This window comes from Streptomyces sp. NPDC057424, assembly GCF_042803315.1.
Classification (GTDB): domain Bacteria; phylum Actinomycetota; class Actinomycetes; order Streptomycetales; family Streptomycetaceae; genus Streptomyces.
In genome coordinates this window covers 46,179-61,396 of the sequence record NZ_JBHVCP010000046.1, presented here as the reverse complement: position 1 = coordinate 61,396, position 15,218 = coordinate 46,179, and the positions used below count along the sequence as shown (strand labels likewise).

Genomic DNA, 15,218 nt, shown 5'->3' with positions numbered 1-15,218 from the left:
CCCCCTGCTCGAAGAGCTTGGGGGAGCGTGCCGGGCGTCGCGACGGGGCGAACGCCGCCTGTCGCGGCACTAGCCGCGCCGGGGCAACCGCCAGTTCGGGCGCGGGAAGTGGCAGGTGTAGCCGTCCGGGTAGCGCTGGAGGTAGTCCTGGTGCTCCGGCTCGGCCTCCCAGAAATCGCCGGCCGGCACGACCTCGGTCACCACCGGGCCGGGCCACAGCCCGGACGCCTCGACATCGGCGATGGTGTCCTGCGCGACGCGCCGCTGCTCGTCGTCGAGGTAGAAGATGGCGGAGCGGTAGCTCAGGCCGATGTCGTTGCCCTGCCGGTTCCTCGTGGTCGGGTCGTGGATCTGGAAGAAGTACTCCAGGATCGCGCGGTAGTCGGTAGCGGTCGGATCAAACACGATCTCGATCGATTCCGCGTGCTTTCCGTGGTCACGGTAAGTGGGGTGGGGCTTGTCGCCGTCGCCGCTGTAGCCGACCCGGGTGCGGATCACTCCGGGAAGCGACCGGATCAGCTCCTCCATGCCCCAGAAGCAGCCACCCGCCAGCAGCGCCCTCTCCTCGACATCGCTCATGGCGCATCACCTTTCCTGCCCGTAGCCGTCCACACACGACCAGCCTCGCACACGTGCCCTCCACCTCGCCGTCGCCACCTTGACGGGTGACGAGCCGCGCCAAGCCGGCCCTTGTCCGGAGCGTCGACCAGGACCCCGTATCGCGCCACCGGACGGCGCCTTGCTGCGACCTCGGAGCATCCCGGCGGGACCCTCTGTGACCTGTAGGCCGGAAACCGGCGGATGGCCGAGAACCTCAGGCGATCACAGGGAAGGGAGCGGCCCGCCGGATCCGATACGCGCCAATGTCGTCCCTGCGGGCCGAGGAAGCGGCGCGCAGCGCCCCGCACCGCACCACCGCCCCCGGACCCACCGGCTGCCTGGGCGAATGCGACTTCAGTCGCGCCACCACATTTCCACCACACCCCCTTCACGCCATGAACACTTCAAGCCGAGCCACGAAGCGCGCCCACCCCGCTGGGCAGACGCTGCGCCCAGCCCCTGCCTAGCCTCCCGGCCATGCGATCACCCCTGATGAGACGTTTCGGCCTCGGTGCCGTCCTCGCCCTCGCCCTCGCCGTCTTCGGCCTGGCCCCCAGCGCCAGCGCGGCCGACCCGGCGCCGGCGGAGCTGACCTTCGCCACCGACAGCGCCACCACCACACCCGGCGGCTCGGTGAAGCTGTCGATGACCATCACCAACAACAACACCTACGACGTCTGGTTCGTGTACCAGACGATCGAACCGACGTGGCTGACCACGCAGCGCCCCGACCTCAAGTACAGCTTCACCGGGTGCAGCCTGACCACCGCGAACGACCCCGCCCCCTGCTCCGGGACCGGCCCGGCCAACCTCGGCGCCAACTACGGCGCCACCATCCCGCCCGGCCAGAGCCGTACGGTCACCCTGACACTGGACGTCGCCGCCGACTCCGGCTGCAACGGCAACATCGGCTTCTACTCGTACTTCTACGCCGAGTTCAGCGACTCCACGAACGTCAGCGGCGGCCCGGTCTACACGCCCGTGACGCGCGTGCTCTGTTCCTGACGCTCCGCCCGGAGCCCGGCGGCCGTGACCTGAAAGCCTCCATCCCCGGACGACCGACCCGGTCTGGACCACTGACACTCCGGCCGGCGGGCCCCACGGGCCCGCCGGTGCGCGGCGCAGGGCCCGGACCAGCACGCCGGGCCCTCGCGCCCACCAGGTCCGGCCTCAACCGGCAACCAGGAACGGCTCGCTTCGCTTTCGAACGGACCCCATTCGACACCTGCGCTTTTCCGTCATGTTCCGCAACATGACCGCGAAATCTCCACACAGACATCACTATGTGGTGCGAACGGATGCGTGACGAACTGGCTTCTGAGGGGGACGCCGGCGGCACGCAAGGGGGTGCGTCCGCTCCACGGGAGCCGTACTCACCCCTGCCCGGGGAGGGGACCTCACCGCATGAAGCGGACCTTACGCACCACCGTGCTGACGGTGGGCGCACTCATCGCCGCTCTGGGCCTGCCGGCCGGCGCGGCCCATGCCGACACCACGCCCCGTATCGACCTGCGGGTGCTGGTGGTGAGCGACGGGGGGCCGTCCACCGACGCGATAGCCGCCGAACTGGCCGCGGCCGGCACGCCGTACACCCGGATCGACCTCACGCAGTCCGACCGGACCGTGATCGATGCCGACTTCCTCGCGGACACCGCCGGCGACCGGCCGCGCGCCAGGTTCCAGGCCGTCGTGCTGCCCAACGACAACCCGTTCCCGGCCGGCTCCGCGGAGATGGCGGCACTCGCGGCGTACGAGCAGACGTACGACATTCCCCAGGTCGACGCCTACACCTACGCGCGTCCCGAAGCCGGTCTGCAGTACCCGGTCCACGGGGGCTACTCCGGCAGCATCGACGGCAAGCGTGCGGAAGTGACCGCAGCCGGCAAGTCGGGCCCCTTCGGCTATCTCGACGGGGCGGTGCCCTTCGAGGACAACGACCCGGCGGTCGGCGAGAGTTACGCCTACCTGTCGAAGCCCGTGGCGGGGGCCGACTTCACCCCGTACGTGGAGGCGGCGATCCCCGGGCAGTCGGCCAAGGGCACGCTGGTGGGCGAGTACCGGCACGACGGGCGGCGCGAGCTGGTCGTCACCTTCGTCTACAACCAGTACCAGCAGCAGTTCCGGCTCCTGGCCCGCGGCATCGTGGAGTGGATGACCGGCGGTGTGCACCTGGGCGCATCCCGGAACTACTTCTCCGTCCACGTGGACGACGTGTTCGCCGCCGACGACCGCTGGAACAGCCGGCTCAACTGCACGCCCGGCGACGTCGACTGCACGGACCCCAACGCGACGCCCGACCCGATCCGGATGACGGCCGGCGACGTCGACCACGCCGTCGACTGGCAGAACAGCAAGGACTTCACCCTCGACTTCGCCTACAACGGCGCCGGCAGCGTCGACCACCGGGAGGACAACAACGGCACCGACGCCCTCGCCGACCGGCTGATCGCCCGGCGGGGCGAGTTCCGGTGGATCAACCACACCTACTCGCACCCCTTCCTCGGCTGTGTGCAGGACACCACCGTGGTGCCGTGGAAGTGCGCAACCCACGCCGACGGCAGCACCCGGTGGATGAGCCGCAACGACATCTCCGACGAGATCGCCACCAACCGCGTCTGGGGCGAGGGCGCCGGGCTGCCGCTGCTGAACGACGAGTTGGTCACCGGCGAGCACTCCGGCATGAAGGTGCTGCCGCAGCAACCCGAGGACAACCCCAACCTGGCGCTCGCTCTCGACGACAACGACATCGCCTGGCTCGGCTCCGACAACTCCCGTGAGCCCGCCCAGCGTCAGGTCGGTCCGGCCACGACCGTGCCCCGCTACCCGATGAACGTCTTCTACAACGCCGGCCGGGCAGCCGAACAGGTCGACGAGTACAACTGGATCTACACCAGCCGCGCCGAGGGAGGCAGCGGCATCTGCGAGGACAACCCGGCCACCACCACGTGTCTGCCGGCGCCCTTGGACGCCGCCACGGGCTACGCCGACCACATCGTCCCGCTGGAAACACGGATCGCCCTCGGGCACGTCCTGGCCAACGACCCCAAGCCACATTTCATCCACCAGTCGAACCTGGCCGAGGACCGCATCGCCTACCCTGTGCTCGACGGCGTCCTGGACGGCTACGAGGAACTGTTCGCCGAGGACACACCCGTCGTGAACCCGCGGATGCGGGACATCGGCGCGGAACTCCGGCGCCGGGCGGACTGGCAGGCCGCCGTCCGGGCCGGAGAGATCACCGCCTACCGCATCGGCGGCACGGTGACCGTCGACGCGCCGGACGGGCTGGCGGTCCCCGCGACCCTGCCCACCGGCACCACGCTGGCCGGGGCCGCGTTCGGCACGGCGTACGCGGGGGCAGTGTCCGGCTGGACGCCCTCCGCGGGTGCGCCGCTCGCTCTCACCCTGCCGGCGTCCGTCCCGGCCGCGGCCACCGCGGCCGAGCCCGCCCCGGCCACCGGCCCCGCACCGAAGACCCGTGTCCCCACGGGCGTCACCGACCCGGTGGGACACACCTCAGACGGCTGAACGGCGCATCTGCCCAAGACCGACCGAAGGTCCTGACCGCCCCGCGGCGGCCAGGACCGGCCCGAACCACCCCACACCTCGGCCGTGGAGCACATCGATGCCCGTTCCCCAGGGCGCGCGACGTACCGGAGCAACGCGCGTCACCCTGCTCACCGAAGGCACCTACCCGCACAGCCACGGAGGCGTCAGCGTCTGGTGCGACCAACTCGTCCAGGGCATGCCCGACCTCGCCTTCGACGTCATCGCCGTCACCGGCACCGGACGTGAGCCGGTCGTATGGGACCTGCCCGCGCACGTCTCGAGCGTGCTGTCCGTCCCCCTGTGGGGTGCCCCGCCCGAGGGTCGACCGCCCCGGGGCCGAGCCCGCAACCAACTCGCCACCTCCTATGAGCGGTTCCTGACCGCGCTGCTCGACCCGCGCGCCGAGGACGGTTTCGCGCCCGCCCTGTACGCGCTGGCACGGGCCGCGTCGGACGGGACGCTGAGCCCTTTCCTGCACGCGGACCGGGCGATCGCGATCCTCACCGCGCTGTGGAACCGCCCCGGGCTCGCCGTGCGTGAGGCACGGCCGACCCTGCACGACGCGCTCACCGCGACCGGCCTGCTGGAGCACGCCCTGCGCCCGCTGGCCGCCCCGGCGCCCGAGGGCGGCGTCGCACACGCGGTGAGCGGCGGGGTCGCCGTTCTGCCGGGCCTCGCCGCCCTCGAACACCACGGCGTTCCCCTGCTGCTGACCGAGCACGGGGTCTACCTCCGCGAGCGCTACCTGGGCTACCGCACCGCCCCCTACCGCTGGCCGGTGAAGGCCGTGATCCTCGGGTTCTTCCGGCTGCTCGCGCAGGAGAGCTACCGCCGGGCAGCCCTGATCACGCCGGGCAACCGCTACAACCGGCTGTGGGAGGAAGAGGGAGGCGCCGACCCGGCGTCGATCCGCACGGTCTACAACGGCGTCGACCCCGCCGCGTTCCCGGCGGCCGGGCCCGAGCCGGCGGCCCCCACCCTCAGCTGGGCGGGCCGCGTCGACCCCATCAAGGATCTGGAGACCCTCATCCGGGCCTTCGCCCTCGTCCGTGCCCGGCTCCCGCACGCGCGACTGCGGCTGTTCGGCGGGACACCGCGGGGCGGAGAGGCCTACCGGGAACGCTGCGAGGCCCTGGCCGCCGAGCTCGGGCACGCCGACGCCGTCACGTTCGAAGGGCGCGTCGACGACATCAAGGACGCCTACGCGGCCGGGAACGTCGTGATGCTCTCCAGCATCAGCGAAGGCTTCCCCTTCACCCTGATCGAGGCCATGTCCTGCGGACGGGCGACCGTCTCCACCGACGTGGGCGGTGTACGCGAGGCCGTCGGTGACACCGGGCTCGTGGTGCCGCCACGCGATCCGCAGGCGATGGCCACGGCCGCGCTGGAACTGCTGGGCGACCCCGGGCGGCGCAGGGCGATGGGGGAGGCGGCCCGGCTGCGGGTCATCGAGCAGTTCACCCTCCGGCAGACCATCGACACGTTCCGATCCGTCTACCTGGAACTGGCCCACCCGACACGGGCGTTGACGCTCACGCCCCCGACGGTCACCATGTCCGCCCCGGCCGTCAACGGCACCGGAAGCCTCGCCCTGTGAGCGGGCCGATGTCCCTCGAACCCGGGGGCGCCGAGCAGGACACGCTGGCCATCCGGCTGGCCGGCACCCGCCCGCCGCGCCGCCGGCCACGCTGGGCCCTCGACGACACCACGCTCGCCATCCGGCTGCCCCGGCGCGGTCCCGACGAGGAGGCGGTCAGTGAGCTCGCCGCCGAACTCGCCGACCGCATAGGTCCCGCGGTCCACCCCTACGAGGTGGCCGCGCTGCTGGAGGCGGAGGGGCTGTCGGTCTCCCTGATCAACGAACGGTACGGCCACCCGAACCTGTTCTCCCTCGCCTCCGCGCTGTACGAGCGAGTGCCGCGCACCTTCCCCGAACCCGCCCCGGCGGCCGACCCCTGGCGCCCCGACACCCTGCGCTGTCTGCTGCGGGGGGTGCTGTTCGCCCTGCCGGGGCTGGCCTACCTGCTGACCGCACCACTGTGGAACGCCGGCGGGCACGCCCCCGCCCTCATCGTGGCCGGCCTCGCCTCCTGGGCGTGGGGGCAGGCACTCGGCCACCGCGCCCATCTGCGGATGGCGACCGGACGCCGGGAGGCGGGCCGTACCCTCCTGGCCGGCGCGCCCGCGGGAGCGGCGGCGGCCACGGCGATCGCCGCGCTGCCCGCCGACGGCGGACCGGTGACCCTGGTGGCTGCCGCGCAGTCCGCGTACCTGGCAGCCGCCGGTGTCCTGCTGGTGCTGGGCCGGGAACGGCTGCTGCTGGCCGCGCTCAGCCCGCTGCTCGCCGGTGCCGCCGTCCTGCCGTGGTGGGAGCCCGGCCCCACGCTCCGGGCCGGGCTGCCCCTGCTGGCGCTGCTCGCCACGCTCACCGTCACCGGCCGGGTCCTGCGGGGCGCCCTCGCCGTCCCGGCCGTCGCCGGCGCGACCCGGCCGCGCCTGCTGTGGTCACTGCCGTACGGCCTGTTCGGGCTGGCCGCGGGGGTGCTGGTGCTGCTGGAGGGACGGGAGGAGCCGTACGCGGTGATCGTGCTGACGCTGAGCATGGGACCAGCGGAGTGGCTGCTGTACCGCTACCGCGGACTGTCGGTCGCCGCGCTGCGTGCCACCGCCACGCCCGCCGGGTTCCTGCTGCGCTCGGCCGCCATCCTCGGCCTCTGCCTGCTCGCCTATCTCGCACCGCTGCTGCCCGCGGCCCTGCTGACCGGCGCCGACCCGGCCGCCCTGCTGCTGCTCGCGGCCGTCCTGTGGACCGCGCTGCTGCTCCAGGCGTTCGGGGCGGCCTGGCCGTCGGCCGGGATCTGCCTGACGGCAGCCGGCGGGGCCGGAGCGGTCGTCCTGTTCGATCTGCCACCGGGTGCCGCCCTGGCCCTGCCGCTCGGCTGCGGCGCCGCCGCCCTGTGTCTGTCGGCGTGCGCGCTGTGGCTGCTCGGCCGGCCCGCCCCACACGCCTGAGCCCCGCGCCACTCCCCGCTCCTCTCCCATCCAACCGAAGGGACACCGCAGTTGACCTCCGCACCGCTCGCCGCCGTCACCGGAGCCGAGGGCTTCATCGGCTCGCACCTCACCGAGGCACTGGTCGCCTCCGGGCACCGGGTCAGGGCCATGGCCCAGTACAACTCCTTCTCCTCCTACGGCTGGCTGGAGACCCTGCACCCGGACGTCCTGGACCAGGTGGAGATCGTCCTCGGCGACGTCCGGGACCCCGGCTCCGTCCGCGGCCTCCTCGAAGGCGCCGGCACCGCCTACCACCTGGCCGCCCTGATCGCGATCCCGTACTCCTACCAGGCCCCGCACAGCTACGTGGACACCAACGTCACCGGCACCCTCAACGTGCTGGAAGCCGTGCGCGCCCTCGGCACGCCCCGGCTGGTGCACACCTCCACCAGCGAGACGTACGGCACCGCCCAGACCGTGCCCATCACCGAGGACCACCCCATCAACACCCAGTCCCCGTATGCCGCTTCCAAGGCGGGCGGGGACCGGCTGGCCGACAGCTACCACGCCAGTTTCGACACCCCGGTCGTCACACTGCGCCCCTTCAACACCTTCGGGCCGCGTCAGTCGATGCGCGCGGTCATCCCCACCGTGATCGGGCAGGTCGCGGCGGGGGAACGCACGATCACCCTCGGCGACCTGCGCCCCACCCGGGACTTCACCTTCGTCAAGGACACCGCGCAGGCCTTCCTCGCCGTCGGTACCGGGCCCGCCGAGCAGGTCGTGGGCCGTACCTTCAACGCCGGAACCGGCGGGGAGATCTCGGTCGGCGACCTGGTCGCCCTGATCGGCAAGGTGATGGACACCGCTCTCGACGTCCGCGAGGACACCGCCCGCATCCGCCCCGCCAACTCCGAGGTGATGCGGCTGGTCGCGGACGCGAGCCGGCTCTGCGCGGCCACCGGCTGGCAGCCCGCGCACACCCTGGAGGAAGGACTGGCGTCCACCGTGGAGTTCTTCCGTGACCCGGCCAACCTCGCCCGCTACAAGACCGGCATCTACAACATCTGACACCTCACAGCGGAACTCGTCCGTCACGACTGCGCACGTCCGTGAAGCGTTCACGAAGGAGGAGCCCCATGCACGCAGTGATCCTGGCGGGAGGCAAGGGCGTCCGGCTGCGGCCGTACACCACCGCACTGCCCAAGCCGCTCGTGCCCATCGGCGACCAGCACGCCATCCTGGAGATCGTGCTGCGCCAGCTGTCCACGGCCGGCTTCACCAGCTGCACCATCGCCATCGGCCACCTCGGCCAGATCATCCGCGCCTACGTCGGCGACGGCTCCCAGTGGGGCATGACGGTCGACTACGCCACCGAGGACAGCCCTCTGGGCACCATGGGCCCGCTGCTCAACCTGCGCCACCGGCTCCCGGAGACCTTCCTGGTGATGAACGGCGACGTCCTCACCGACCTCGACTACGCCGACGTCCTGCACCAGCACCGCGTGTCCGGGGCCCCGCTGACCATCGCGACGTACGCCCGCAAGGTGCACATCGACTTCGGGGTGCTGACCACCGATTCCAGCAAGGTCGTCGCGTTCACCGAGAAGCCGAGCATGGACTACCGCGTCTCCATGGGCGTCTACGGCCTGTCCCGCTCCACTCTGGAGGGCTACACGCCCGGCCTCCCCCTCGGTTTCGACGAGTTGGTGCTCGACCTGCTCAAGACCGGCAACCAGCCGCACGCCTACGCGTTCGACGGGTACTGGCTGGACATCGGCCGTCCGGACGACTACGACCGGGCCAACGCCGAGTTCACCAGCCGCAAGTCGCTTCTGCTCAAGGGAGCCTGAGCACGTCATGCGCATTCTCGTCCTGGGCTTCACCGGCTATCTCGGCGCTCACGTCGTCGAGCGGCTGCGCGCTCTGCCGGGCGCGCTGGTCCTCGGCGGCGGCCGGTCACCGGCCGCCGACCTGGACATCGATCTCGCCTGCGTCCACCCCGAGCAGCTGGCGAAGACACTCGCGTCGGCCGCGCCCGACACGGTCGTCAACTGCGCGGGCGCTACCGGCGGTGACGCCGTCACCCTCGCCGAGGTCAACGCCCGGGGCCCCGCGGTGCTGTGCGCCGCGCTGCGCGAGGCGGCCCCCGCGGCCCGCCTGGTGCACCTGGGTTCGGCCGCCGAGTACGGCCCCGGCATGCCGCACAGCCCGGTGACGGAGTCGGCGGCCACCTGCCCGGTCGGCCCCTACGGTGCGACCAAGCTCGCGGGCACGGTCGCGGTGACCGCCTCCGGCCTGGACGCGGTGGTGCTGCGCGTGGGCAACCCGGTGGGGCCCGGGGCGCCGTCCTCGGGACTCCCCGGCCGGATCACCGCACTGCTGCGCGAGGCCGGTCCCGGCCCGGAGGCGGTGCTGCGGCTCGGCAACCTGTCCGCCCACCGCGACTTCGTCGACGTGCGTGACGTCGCACGGGCGGTGGAACTCGCGGCCACGGCCCCGGGCCCGCTGCCGGCCGTTCTCAACATCGGCGGGGGCCGGGCCGCCCCGGTGCGTGACCTGGTGCGGGGTCTGGCCCGCCTGGCGGGCTTCCGGGGCCGGATCGAGGAGGGCGCGGCGGGGCCGGCCGGTCCGGCCCGCTCCGCGCAGGTGTCGTGGCAGTGTTCGGACATCTCCGCCGCCGAGGAGGCCCTGGGGTGGCGTCCGGCCCACACCCTCGACGACGCGCTGGTCGCCCTCTGGGAAGGCGGCCGGACGCCGTGAGCCTGCTGATCCCGCTGTATGTCCATCCGGCCGAGGACCCGGGTGCCTGGCACCGGCTGATCACCGCCGCGCCCCGCACCTACGGGGTGGTTCTCAACCCGGCGAGCGGTCCGGGCGAGGCCCCCGACCCGGCGTTCAGCGCGGCGGCGGGTGCGCTGCGGGCCGCGGGGGCGCGCCTCCTGGGCTACGTCGACACCGACTACGGGGTGCGCGACCCCGCGGACGTCGCCGAGGACGTACGCCGGCACCGGGAGTGGTACGCGGCGGACGGCTGCTTCCTGGACCGGGTGACGGCGACTGCGGACGCGCTGCCGGACTGCCGCCGGCTGGTACGGACAGTACGCCGGCAGGGTGCGGGGACGGTCGTCCTCAATCCCGGGGTCCATCCGGCCCCGGGATACGCCCGCCTCGCCGACCTGACCGTCACCTTCGAGGGCCACTGGTCGACGTACGTCTCCACCTTCAGCCGCCCGGCGTGGACCGCACGCCACCCGCCCGAGCGACTGTGCCACCTCGTCTACGGCGTGCCCGAGGCGCTCGTTCCCCTCGCCGTACGCACCGCGCACGAGCGCGGAGCGGCGGTCTGCGGACCGGTGACGGGCGAACCTCCCAACCCCTGGGCCGAGTTGACGCCTGCCCTCACCGGGGCGGAACGATGAGAAAGAGGGCGCGCTCCCGCGCGGTCCTGCTGACCGCGCTGATCGCCGGGGCGCTGACGGGCTGCTCCGGCAGCGCCGAGCAGCCCGCCGACGCGCACCGTACGACGCCCGGCGCACCCCACACGGCGCCGTCCCGGCCACCGGTACCCGAACCGGGAAGGCCGACGGCCTCTCCGGGCGACTCCGCTCCCCCGTCGCCGGATTCCGTCACCCCTTCACCCTCCAGGGCAGTGTGGAAACCCCGTCCGGGCCTCGCCTGGCAGTGGCAACTCGACGGCAGGGTCGATGCGTCGGCCGATGTGCCCGTCTACGACATCGACGGCTTCGAGAACTCCGCGGCGGACGTGGCCCGGCTGCACCGCGCGGGAAGGAAGGTCATCTGCTACGTCAACGTGGGCGCGTGGGAGGACTTCCGGCCGGACCGGGGCGCTTTCCCGGACTCGGTGCTCGGCGAGCCCAACGGGTGGTCCGGCGAACGGTGGCTGGACATCCGGCAACTGGCCCTCCTGCGACCGATCATGGAACGCCGCTTCGACATGTGCCGTGACAAGGGCTTCGACGCGGTGGAACCCGATCTGGTGGAGGGCTACGGCAACGACACCGGCTTCCCACTCACCGCCCGGGACCAGCTCAGGTACAACCGCATGATCGCGGCCATCGCCCACGAGCGAGGGCTGTCGGTGGGGCTGAAGAACGACCTCCCCCAGATTCCCCAGCTCGTGGACCATTTCGACTTCGCGGTCAACGAGGAGTGCGCCCAGTACGACGAGTGCGGCGAGCTCTCTCCGTTCATCGCGGCGGGCAAGGCGGTGTTCCACGTGGAGTACACGGAGCCGCGCAGCGGTTTCTGTGCCGAGTCCCGCCGGCTGAGGCTGTCGTCGATGCTGAAGGAGCCGGAGCTCGGCGTGTGGCGGGGCCCCTGCTGAGGGTGGGGCCGGCCGTGGAGAACGTGGACGGCTCCCTCCCCTGCGAAGAGGGCGGGAGCCGTCCAGGTGGGTCAGCGGGTCATGCGTGGCGGTGCGAGCGCCGGTTTCCGGTGACGAGGCGGTAGAGGGCAAGCAGGATGAGGGAGCCGACGACCGCGGCGATCCACGTGGAGAGGTCGAAGAACCCCTCGATGGAGTCCACGCCGAAGATGACCTTACCGAGCCAGCCGCCGAGCAGACCGCCCACGATGCCGATGAGCATGGTGATGACGATGCCGCCGGGGTCCTTGCCCGGCATCAGGGCCTTGGCGATGGCACCGGCGAGGAGCCCGATGATGATCCAAGCAATGATGCCCATGGTGCGTCTCCGCTTCGTCGTATAAGGATTGTGTTAGCTCATCGGGTGCGCCGATCCCGCCCCACCAAACGTCTCCGTCTCATATCGGCCCCGACTGCGCGGCTTTCGCCGCGCGTTGGCGGCGAGAGCATGCCGGGGCCGTGACGACCGCTCCGACGGCCGCCTCGACGCGGGAGTCGGCGGGCAGCTGGACGATCATTGTTTGCGACGATGGAGAAGCTGCGTCGCATTCACCGTCTCAGCATCAATTTCATTGCATATAGCGCCAATATATGCAGTTCAGAGCCTTATTCTCGTTGCAATGAAATGAAGCTGAACGCTGTCGCGACCTCAGCGGGAGTTGCGGCAGGCCGCAGTTTCGTACCCTGACGGCATGCGCATGCGCCCCACCCTGAGCTGGACCCCTTCCGGGGACCTGCCCCCGGGCACCACGGATCTGGCGCCGGTCGCCGACGTGCTGAGCACTGGCGGAGTGCTGGTGCTCAGCGGAGCGGGCATCTCCACGGAATCGGGCATCCCCGACTACCGGGGCGAGGGCGGGAGTCTGAGCCGGCACACTCCGATGACCTACCAGGAGTTCACCGCCGGCGCCCAGGCCCGGCGCCGGTACTGGGCACGCAGCCACCTCGGCTGGCGCAGCTTCGGCCGGGCCCGTCCCAACGCCGGGCACCGGGCCGTGGCCGCCTTTGCACGGCACGGCCTGCTCTCGGGTGTCATCACCCAGAACGTGGACGGCCTGCACCAGGCCGCCGGCAGCGAGGACGTCGTGGAACTCCACGGAACCCTGGCCCGGGTCGCCTGTCTCTCCTGCGGCGCCCTCAGCCCACGCCGGGAACTCGCCCAGCGGCTGGAGGAAGCCAATCCGGTGTTCGAACCCGTAGCCGCCGGAATCAACCCGGACGGTGACGCCGACCTCACGGACGACCAGGTCGCAGGCTTCCGCGTGGTGCCCTGCACGGTCTGCGGCGGCACCCTCAAACCGGACGTCGTGTTCTTCGGCGAACCGGTTCCGCCGCAGCGGGTCGAGCACTGCCGCGAGCTGGTCCGGGGGGCGACCTCACTGCTGGTCCTGGGCTCCTCGTTGACGGTGATGTCCGGGCTCCGCTTCGTCCGCCAGGCGGCCCAGGCAGGGAAGCCGGTGCTGATCGTCAACCGGGATCAGACCCGGGGCGACCGGCACGCCCTGACGAGGATCTCCCTCCCGCTGGGCACCGCCCTCAGCACCGTCGCGCACCAGCTGGGCGTTCCCGTCAGCCGAGCCGGCGGCGGAGGGCCGCAGCCAGCCTGACCGGCGCCACGCGCAGCACCAGGGCTCCCTTCGGACCGCCTGCGAGCGGCTTGGCGTAATAGGGGCGGCCGAGCCTTGAGGCACGGAACCAGCGAGTACCGGACAGTCCCTCGGCGGCCGGGACGGCCAGGCGGTTTCTCGGGTCGTCCGTGCCCAGGGTCAGCGTCCAGCGTCCTGGCCGCAGTTGCCTGACCGGCATGCGGGCGGTGAAGGTGCGGCTGCCGTCCGGTGCGTACAGCAGAGGCACCTCCAGGACCGAACCCGCGTCCTCTTCGGCGCGCAGGGCGGTGGGTGCGGGGTGGCATGCGGCATCGTCCGTCAGTCGTCCGCTGACGACGAGGGTGGCGGGTGCGCAGGTGTCCCAGGCGATTCCGGTCACGGGGCCTGCCGGCTCGGCCCCGGTGTGCCGGACGTCCAGGGAGAAGTTGCCGTCGGGGGTGAAGAAGGGGCGTGCGGTGGTGCGACCGTGCCCGGGCCGGGAGCCGGTGGTGAGGTCTCGCTGTGGCGGAGCGGTCCTCCGGACGTCGGCGTCCGTCCGGGACTGCCGGAGTCTGACGGTTCGGCTGACCCCCTGGGCGCGTACGTCCAGGTAGAGGTCCCACCGTCCGTCGCCGAGCGGGGCGCCCGAGTCCACGGTGCTCAGGTCCACATCGACGGTGAAGCGGGCTGCTGCGCCGCTGACGCCGGGTGGGGCGGTGCCGACGGTCGCGGGCACACCGATGTCCGGGTGCCGGAAGCCGCTCGGGCGCAGGATCAGCCGGGACGTGGGCTGGAGGGGGCCGAGGGATTCGATGCCGGCGTGGCCGGCGAGTCGGAGCACATCGCCGTCGCCCCTCCAGGCCGCTTCGGCCAGTTCGTGGCGGACCGGGATCCGGTCCGTGGTGTCGAAACAGACGTCCGGGACGGCCTTCGCGGGATCGCGGAAGAAGGGGTGGGACCAGTAGACACGGCCCTTGTCGACGATGTTGCCGCGTGTCGCGTCCTCCTTGGCGTGCCGCGCCACGGTCATGAGGTCCTCGTAGCGGTCCGCGCGCAGGAGGTGGACGATCAGCCGGTCCGGCGGGGCGAGCAGCTGGAAGACGCCATCGGTCACGTAGCTCTGTGCCCATTGGCGGAACTGCGGGTAGAAGTACTCCCGTGCCTGCTGTTCGCCTTCCCGGGGCAGCAGGGCACGCAGTGGCCCGCACAACTCCCACTCCACGTGGCGGCGCATGATCCGGTCCCGGCGCGGCCCGGGGCCGAGGTAGCGGGCGACCGTTTCGAAGCACAGCCGGGTCCCGTCCATGCGGTGGACGAGGTCGGCGGCGGTGAGGGTGAGGTTGTTGCCGTTCTGGCGATTGCGGGAGTAGTAGCAGTCGTAGTCGGCGACCACGGACACGCCGTCGGCGTTGAGGTAGGCGGCGGCGGTGAACGGCTTGTCCTCGCAGTTGCGGTACGGCGGGAACCTGAGGTCCAGCCGTTCGATCAGCGAGCGCCGGAACAGCTTCCAGCAGCCCAGCGTGCGGTAGGCGTGAGAGGAGAAGACGTCCGTCCGGGGCTGGTTGTGAGAGAAGACGGCCGTCGGTACGGCGCGTCCGCCGACCGACACCATTTTGCCGAGGACCACGTCGGTGCGGTTCTCGTCCGCCATCGCGACCATGCGGCGCAGTGCGTCCGGGCCGAGGTAGTCGTCGGAGTCCAGGAAGAAGACGTAGTCACCGCCGGCCAGGTCCAGACCGGTGTTGCGCGGACCTCCGGCCCCTCCACTGTTGGGCTGGTGGACGACACGCAGGCTGGAGCAGTTCTGCGCGAGGCGGTCCAGCTCGCGTCCGGAGCCGTCGGTCGAGCCGTCGTCGACCGCGATGATCTCGATCTTGTCCAGTCCGAGGGTCTGCTCCATGGCGGAGGTGACGCACTTCGTCAGTTCCGGCATCGCGTTGTACGCGGGGATGATCACGCTCACGCGGGGAGGGTTCGTACGGGACATGATGGGCTCCCGGGCCGTGGGGGCGGTGCGGAGGGGAGGGAGGAGGCCGGTTTCTGGCCGGGCCGGGCGACGGACGGCTCCATGGAGCTTCCGGCGTGGCCCGATCCTGCCGCCC

At 71.8% G+C, this 15,218-nt stretch carries 13 protein-coding genes; 10 read left to right on the top strand and 3 right to left on the bottom strand.

The window, feature by feature from the left end:
- Window positions 1–69 precede the first annotated feature (69 nt).
- Window positions 70–579, bottom strand: coding sequence for a peptide-methionine (S)-S-oxide reductase MsrA (gene msrA, locus ACFU3E_RS29175; protein WP_384164584.1), 510 nt, complete (start codon window positions 577–579; stop codon window positions 70–72).
- A 498-nt stretch (window positions 580–1,077) separates the two neighbouring features.
- Between msrA and ACFU3E_RS29170 the strand changes: the two genes are divergently transcribed.
- The 9 genes from ACFU3E_RS29170 (at window position 1,078) to ACFU3E_RS29130 (ending at window position 11,491) form a co-directional block, all read left to right on the top strand.
- Window positions 1,078–1,605, top strand: a complete 528-nt coding sequence (locus ACFU3E_RS29170; RefSeq protein WP_384164581.1) for a hypothetical protein — start codon at window positions 1,078–1,080, stop codon at window positions 1,603–1,605.
- A 399-nt stretch (window positions 1,606–2,004) separates the two neighbouring features.
- A complete protein-coding gene (locus ACFU3E_RS29165) occupies window positions 2,005–4,128 on the top strand; it encodes a hypothetical protein (protein WP_384164578.1) in 2,124 nt (707 codons plus the stop codon).
- Window positions 4,129–4,225: 97 nt separating this feature from the next.
- On the top strand, window positions 4,226–5,746 hold the full coding sequence (gene pelF, locus ACFU3E_RS29160; protein WP_384164575.1) for a GT4 family glycosyltransferase PelF: 1,521 nt from the start codon (window positions 4,226–4,228) through the stop codon (window positions 5,744–5,746).
- Window positions 5,743–7,161, top strand: coding sequence for a hypothetical protein (locus tag ACFU3E_RS29155; RefSeq protein ID WP_384164572.1), 1,419 nt, complete (start codon window positions 5,743–5,745; stop codon window positions 7,159–7,161). Before pelF ends, ACFU3E_RS29155 begins: the two co-directional genes overlap by 4 nt.
- 51 nt (window positions 7,162–7,212) lie before the next feature.
- Entirely contained in the window at window positions 7,213–8,214 is a 1,002-nt protein-coding gene (locus ACFU3E_RS29150) for a GDP-mannose 4,6-dehydratase (RefSeq protein WP_384164569.1), read from the top strand.
- A 68-nt stretch (window positions 8,215–8,282) separates the two neighbouring features.
- Window positions 8,283–8,996, top strand: coding sequence for an NDP-sugar synthase (locus tag ACFU3E_RS29145; protein ID WP_384164565.1), 714 nt, complete (start codon window positions 8,283–8,285; stop codon window positions 8,994–8,996).
- Between the two features lie 7 nt (window positions 8,997–9,003).
- Window positions 9,004–9,906: an NAD-dependent epimerase/dehydratase family protein gene (locus tag ACFU3E_RS29140; RefSeq protein WP_384164562.1), complete on the top strand. Its 903-nt coding sequence runs from the start codon at window positions 9,004–9,006 to the stop codon at window positions 9,904–9,906.
- Entirely contained in the window at window positions 9,903–10,565 is a 663-nt protein-coding gene (locus ACFU3E_RS29135) for a spherulation-specific family 4 protein (protein WP_384164559.1), read from the top strand. Before ACFU3E_RS29140 ends, ACFU3E_RS29135 begins: the two co-directional genes overlap by 4 nt.
- On the top strand, window positions 10,562–11,491 hold the full coding sequence (locus ACFU3E_RS29130) for an endo alpha-1,4 polygalactosaminidase (protein WP_384164556.1): 930 nt from the start codon (window positions 10,562–10,564) through the stop codon (window positions 11,489–11,491). The genes ACFU3E_RS29135 and ACFU3E_RS29130 overlap by 4 nt, the downstream gene beginning before the upstream one ends.
- A 79-nt stretch (window positions 11,492–11,570) precedes the next feature.
- On the opposite strand, the gene ACFU3E_RS29125 is transcribed toward ACFU3E_RS29130, so the two are convergent.
- A complete protein-coding gene (locus ACFU3E_RS29125) occupies window positions 11,571–11,849 on the bottom strand; it encodes a GlsB/YeaQ/YmgE family stress response membrane protein (RefSeq protein ID WP_384164553.1) in 279 nt (92 codons plus the stop codon).
- Window positions 11,850–12,222: 373 nt separating this feature from the next.
- Here ACFU3E_RS29125 and ACFU3E_RS29120 point away from each other — a divergent pair, with 373 nt between their 5' ends.
- Window positions 12,223–13,137, top strand: coding sequence for an NAD-dependent protein deacetylase (locus ACFU3E_RS29120; RefSeq protein WP_384164550.1), 915 nt, complete (start codon window positions 12,223–12,225; stop codon window positions 13,135–13,137).
- On the opposite strand, the gene ACFU3E_RS29115 is transcribed toward ACFU3E_RS29120, so the two are convergent.
- Window positions 13,100–15,079 carry a glycosyltransferase family 2 protein gene (locus ACFU3E_RS29115; protein WP_384164548.1) on the bottom strand — a complete coding sequence of 660 codons (1,980 nt, stop codon included), beginning with the start codon at window positions 15,077–15,079 and terminating at the stop codon, window positions 13,100–13,102. The two genes, ACFU3E_RS29120 and ACFU3E_RS29115, sit on opposite strands and share 38 nt — an antisense overlap.
- Between the last annotated feature and the right edge of the window lie 139 nt (window positions 15,080–15,218).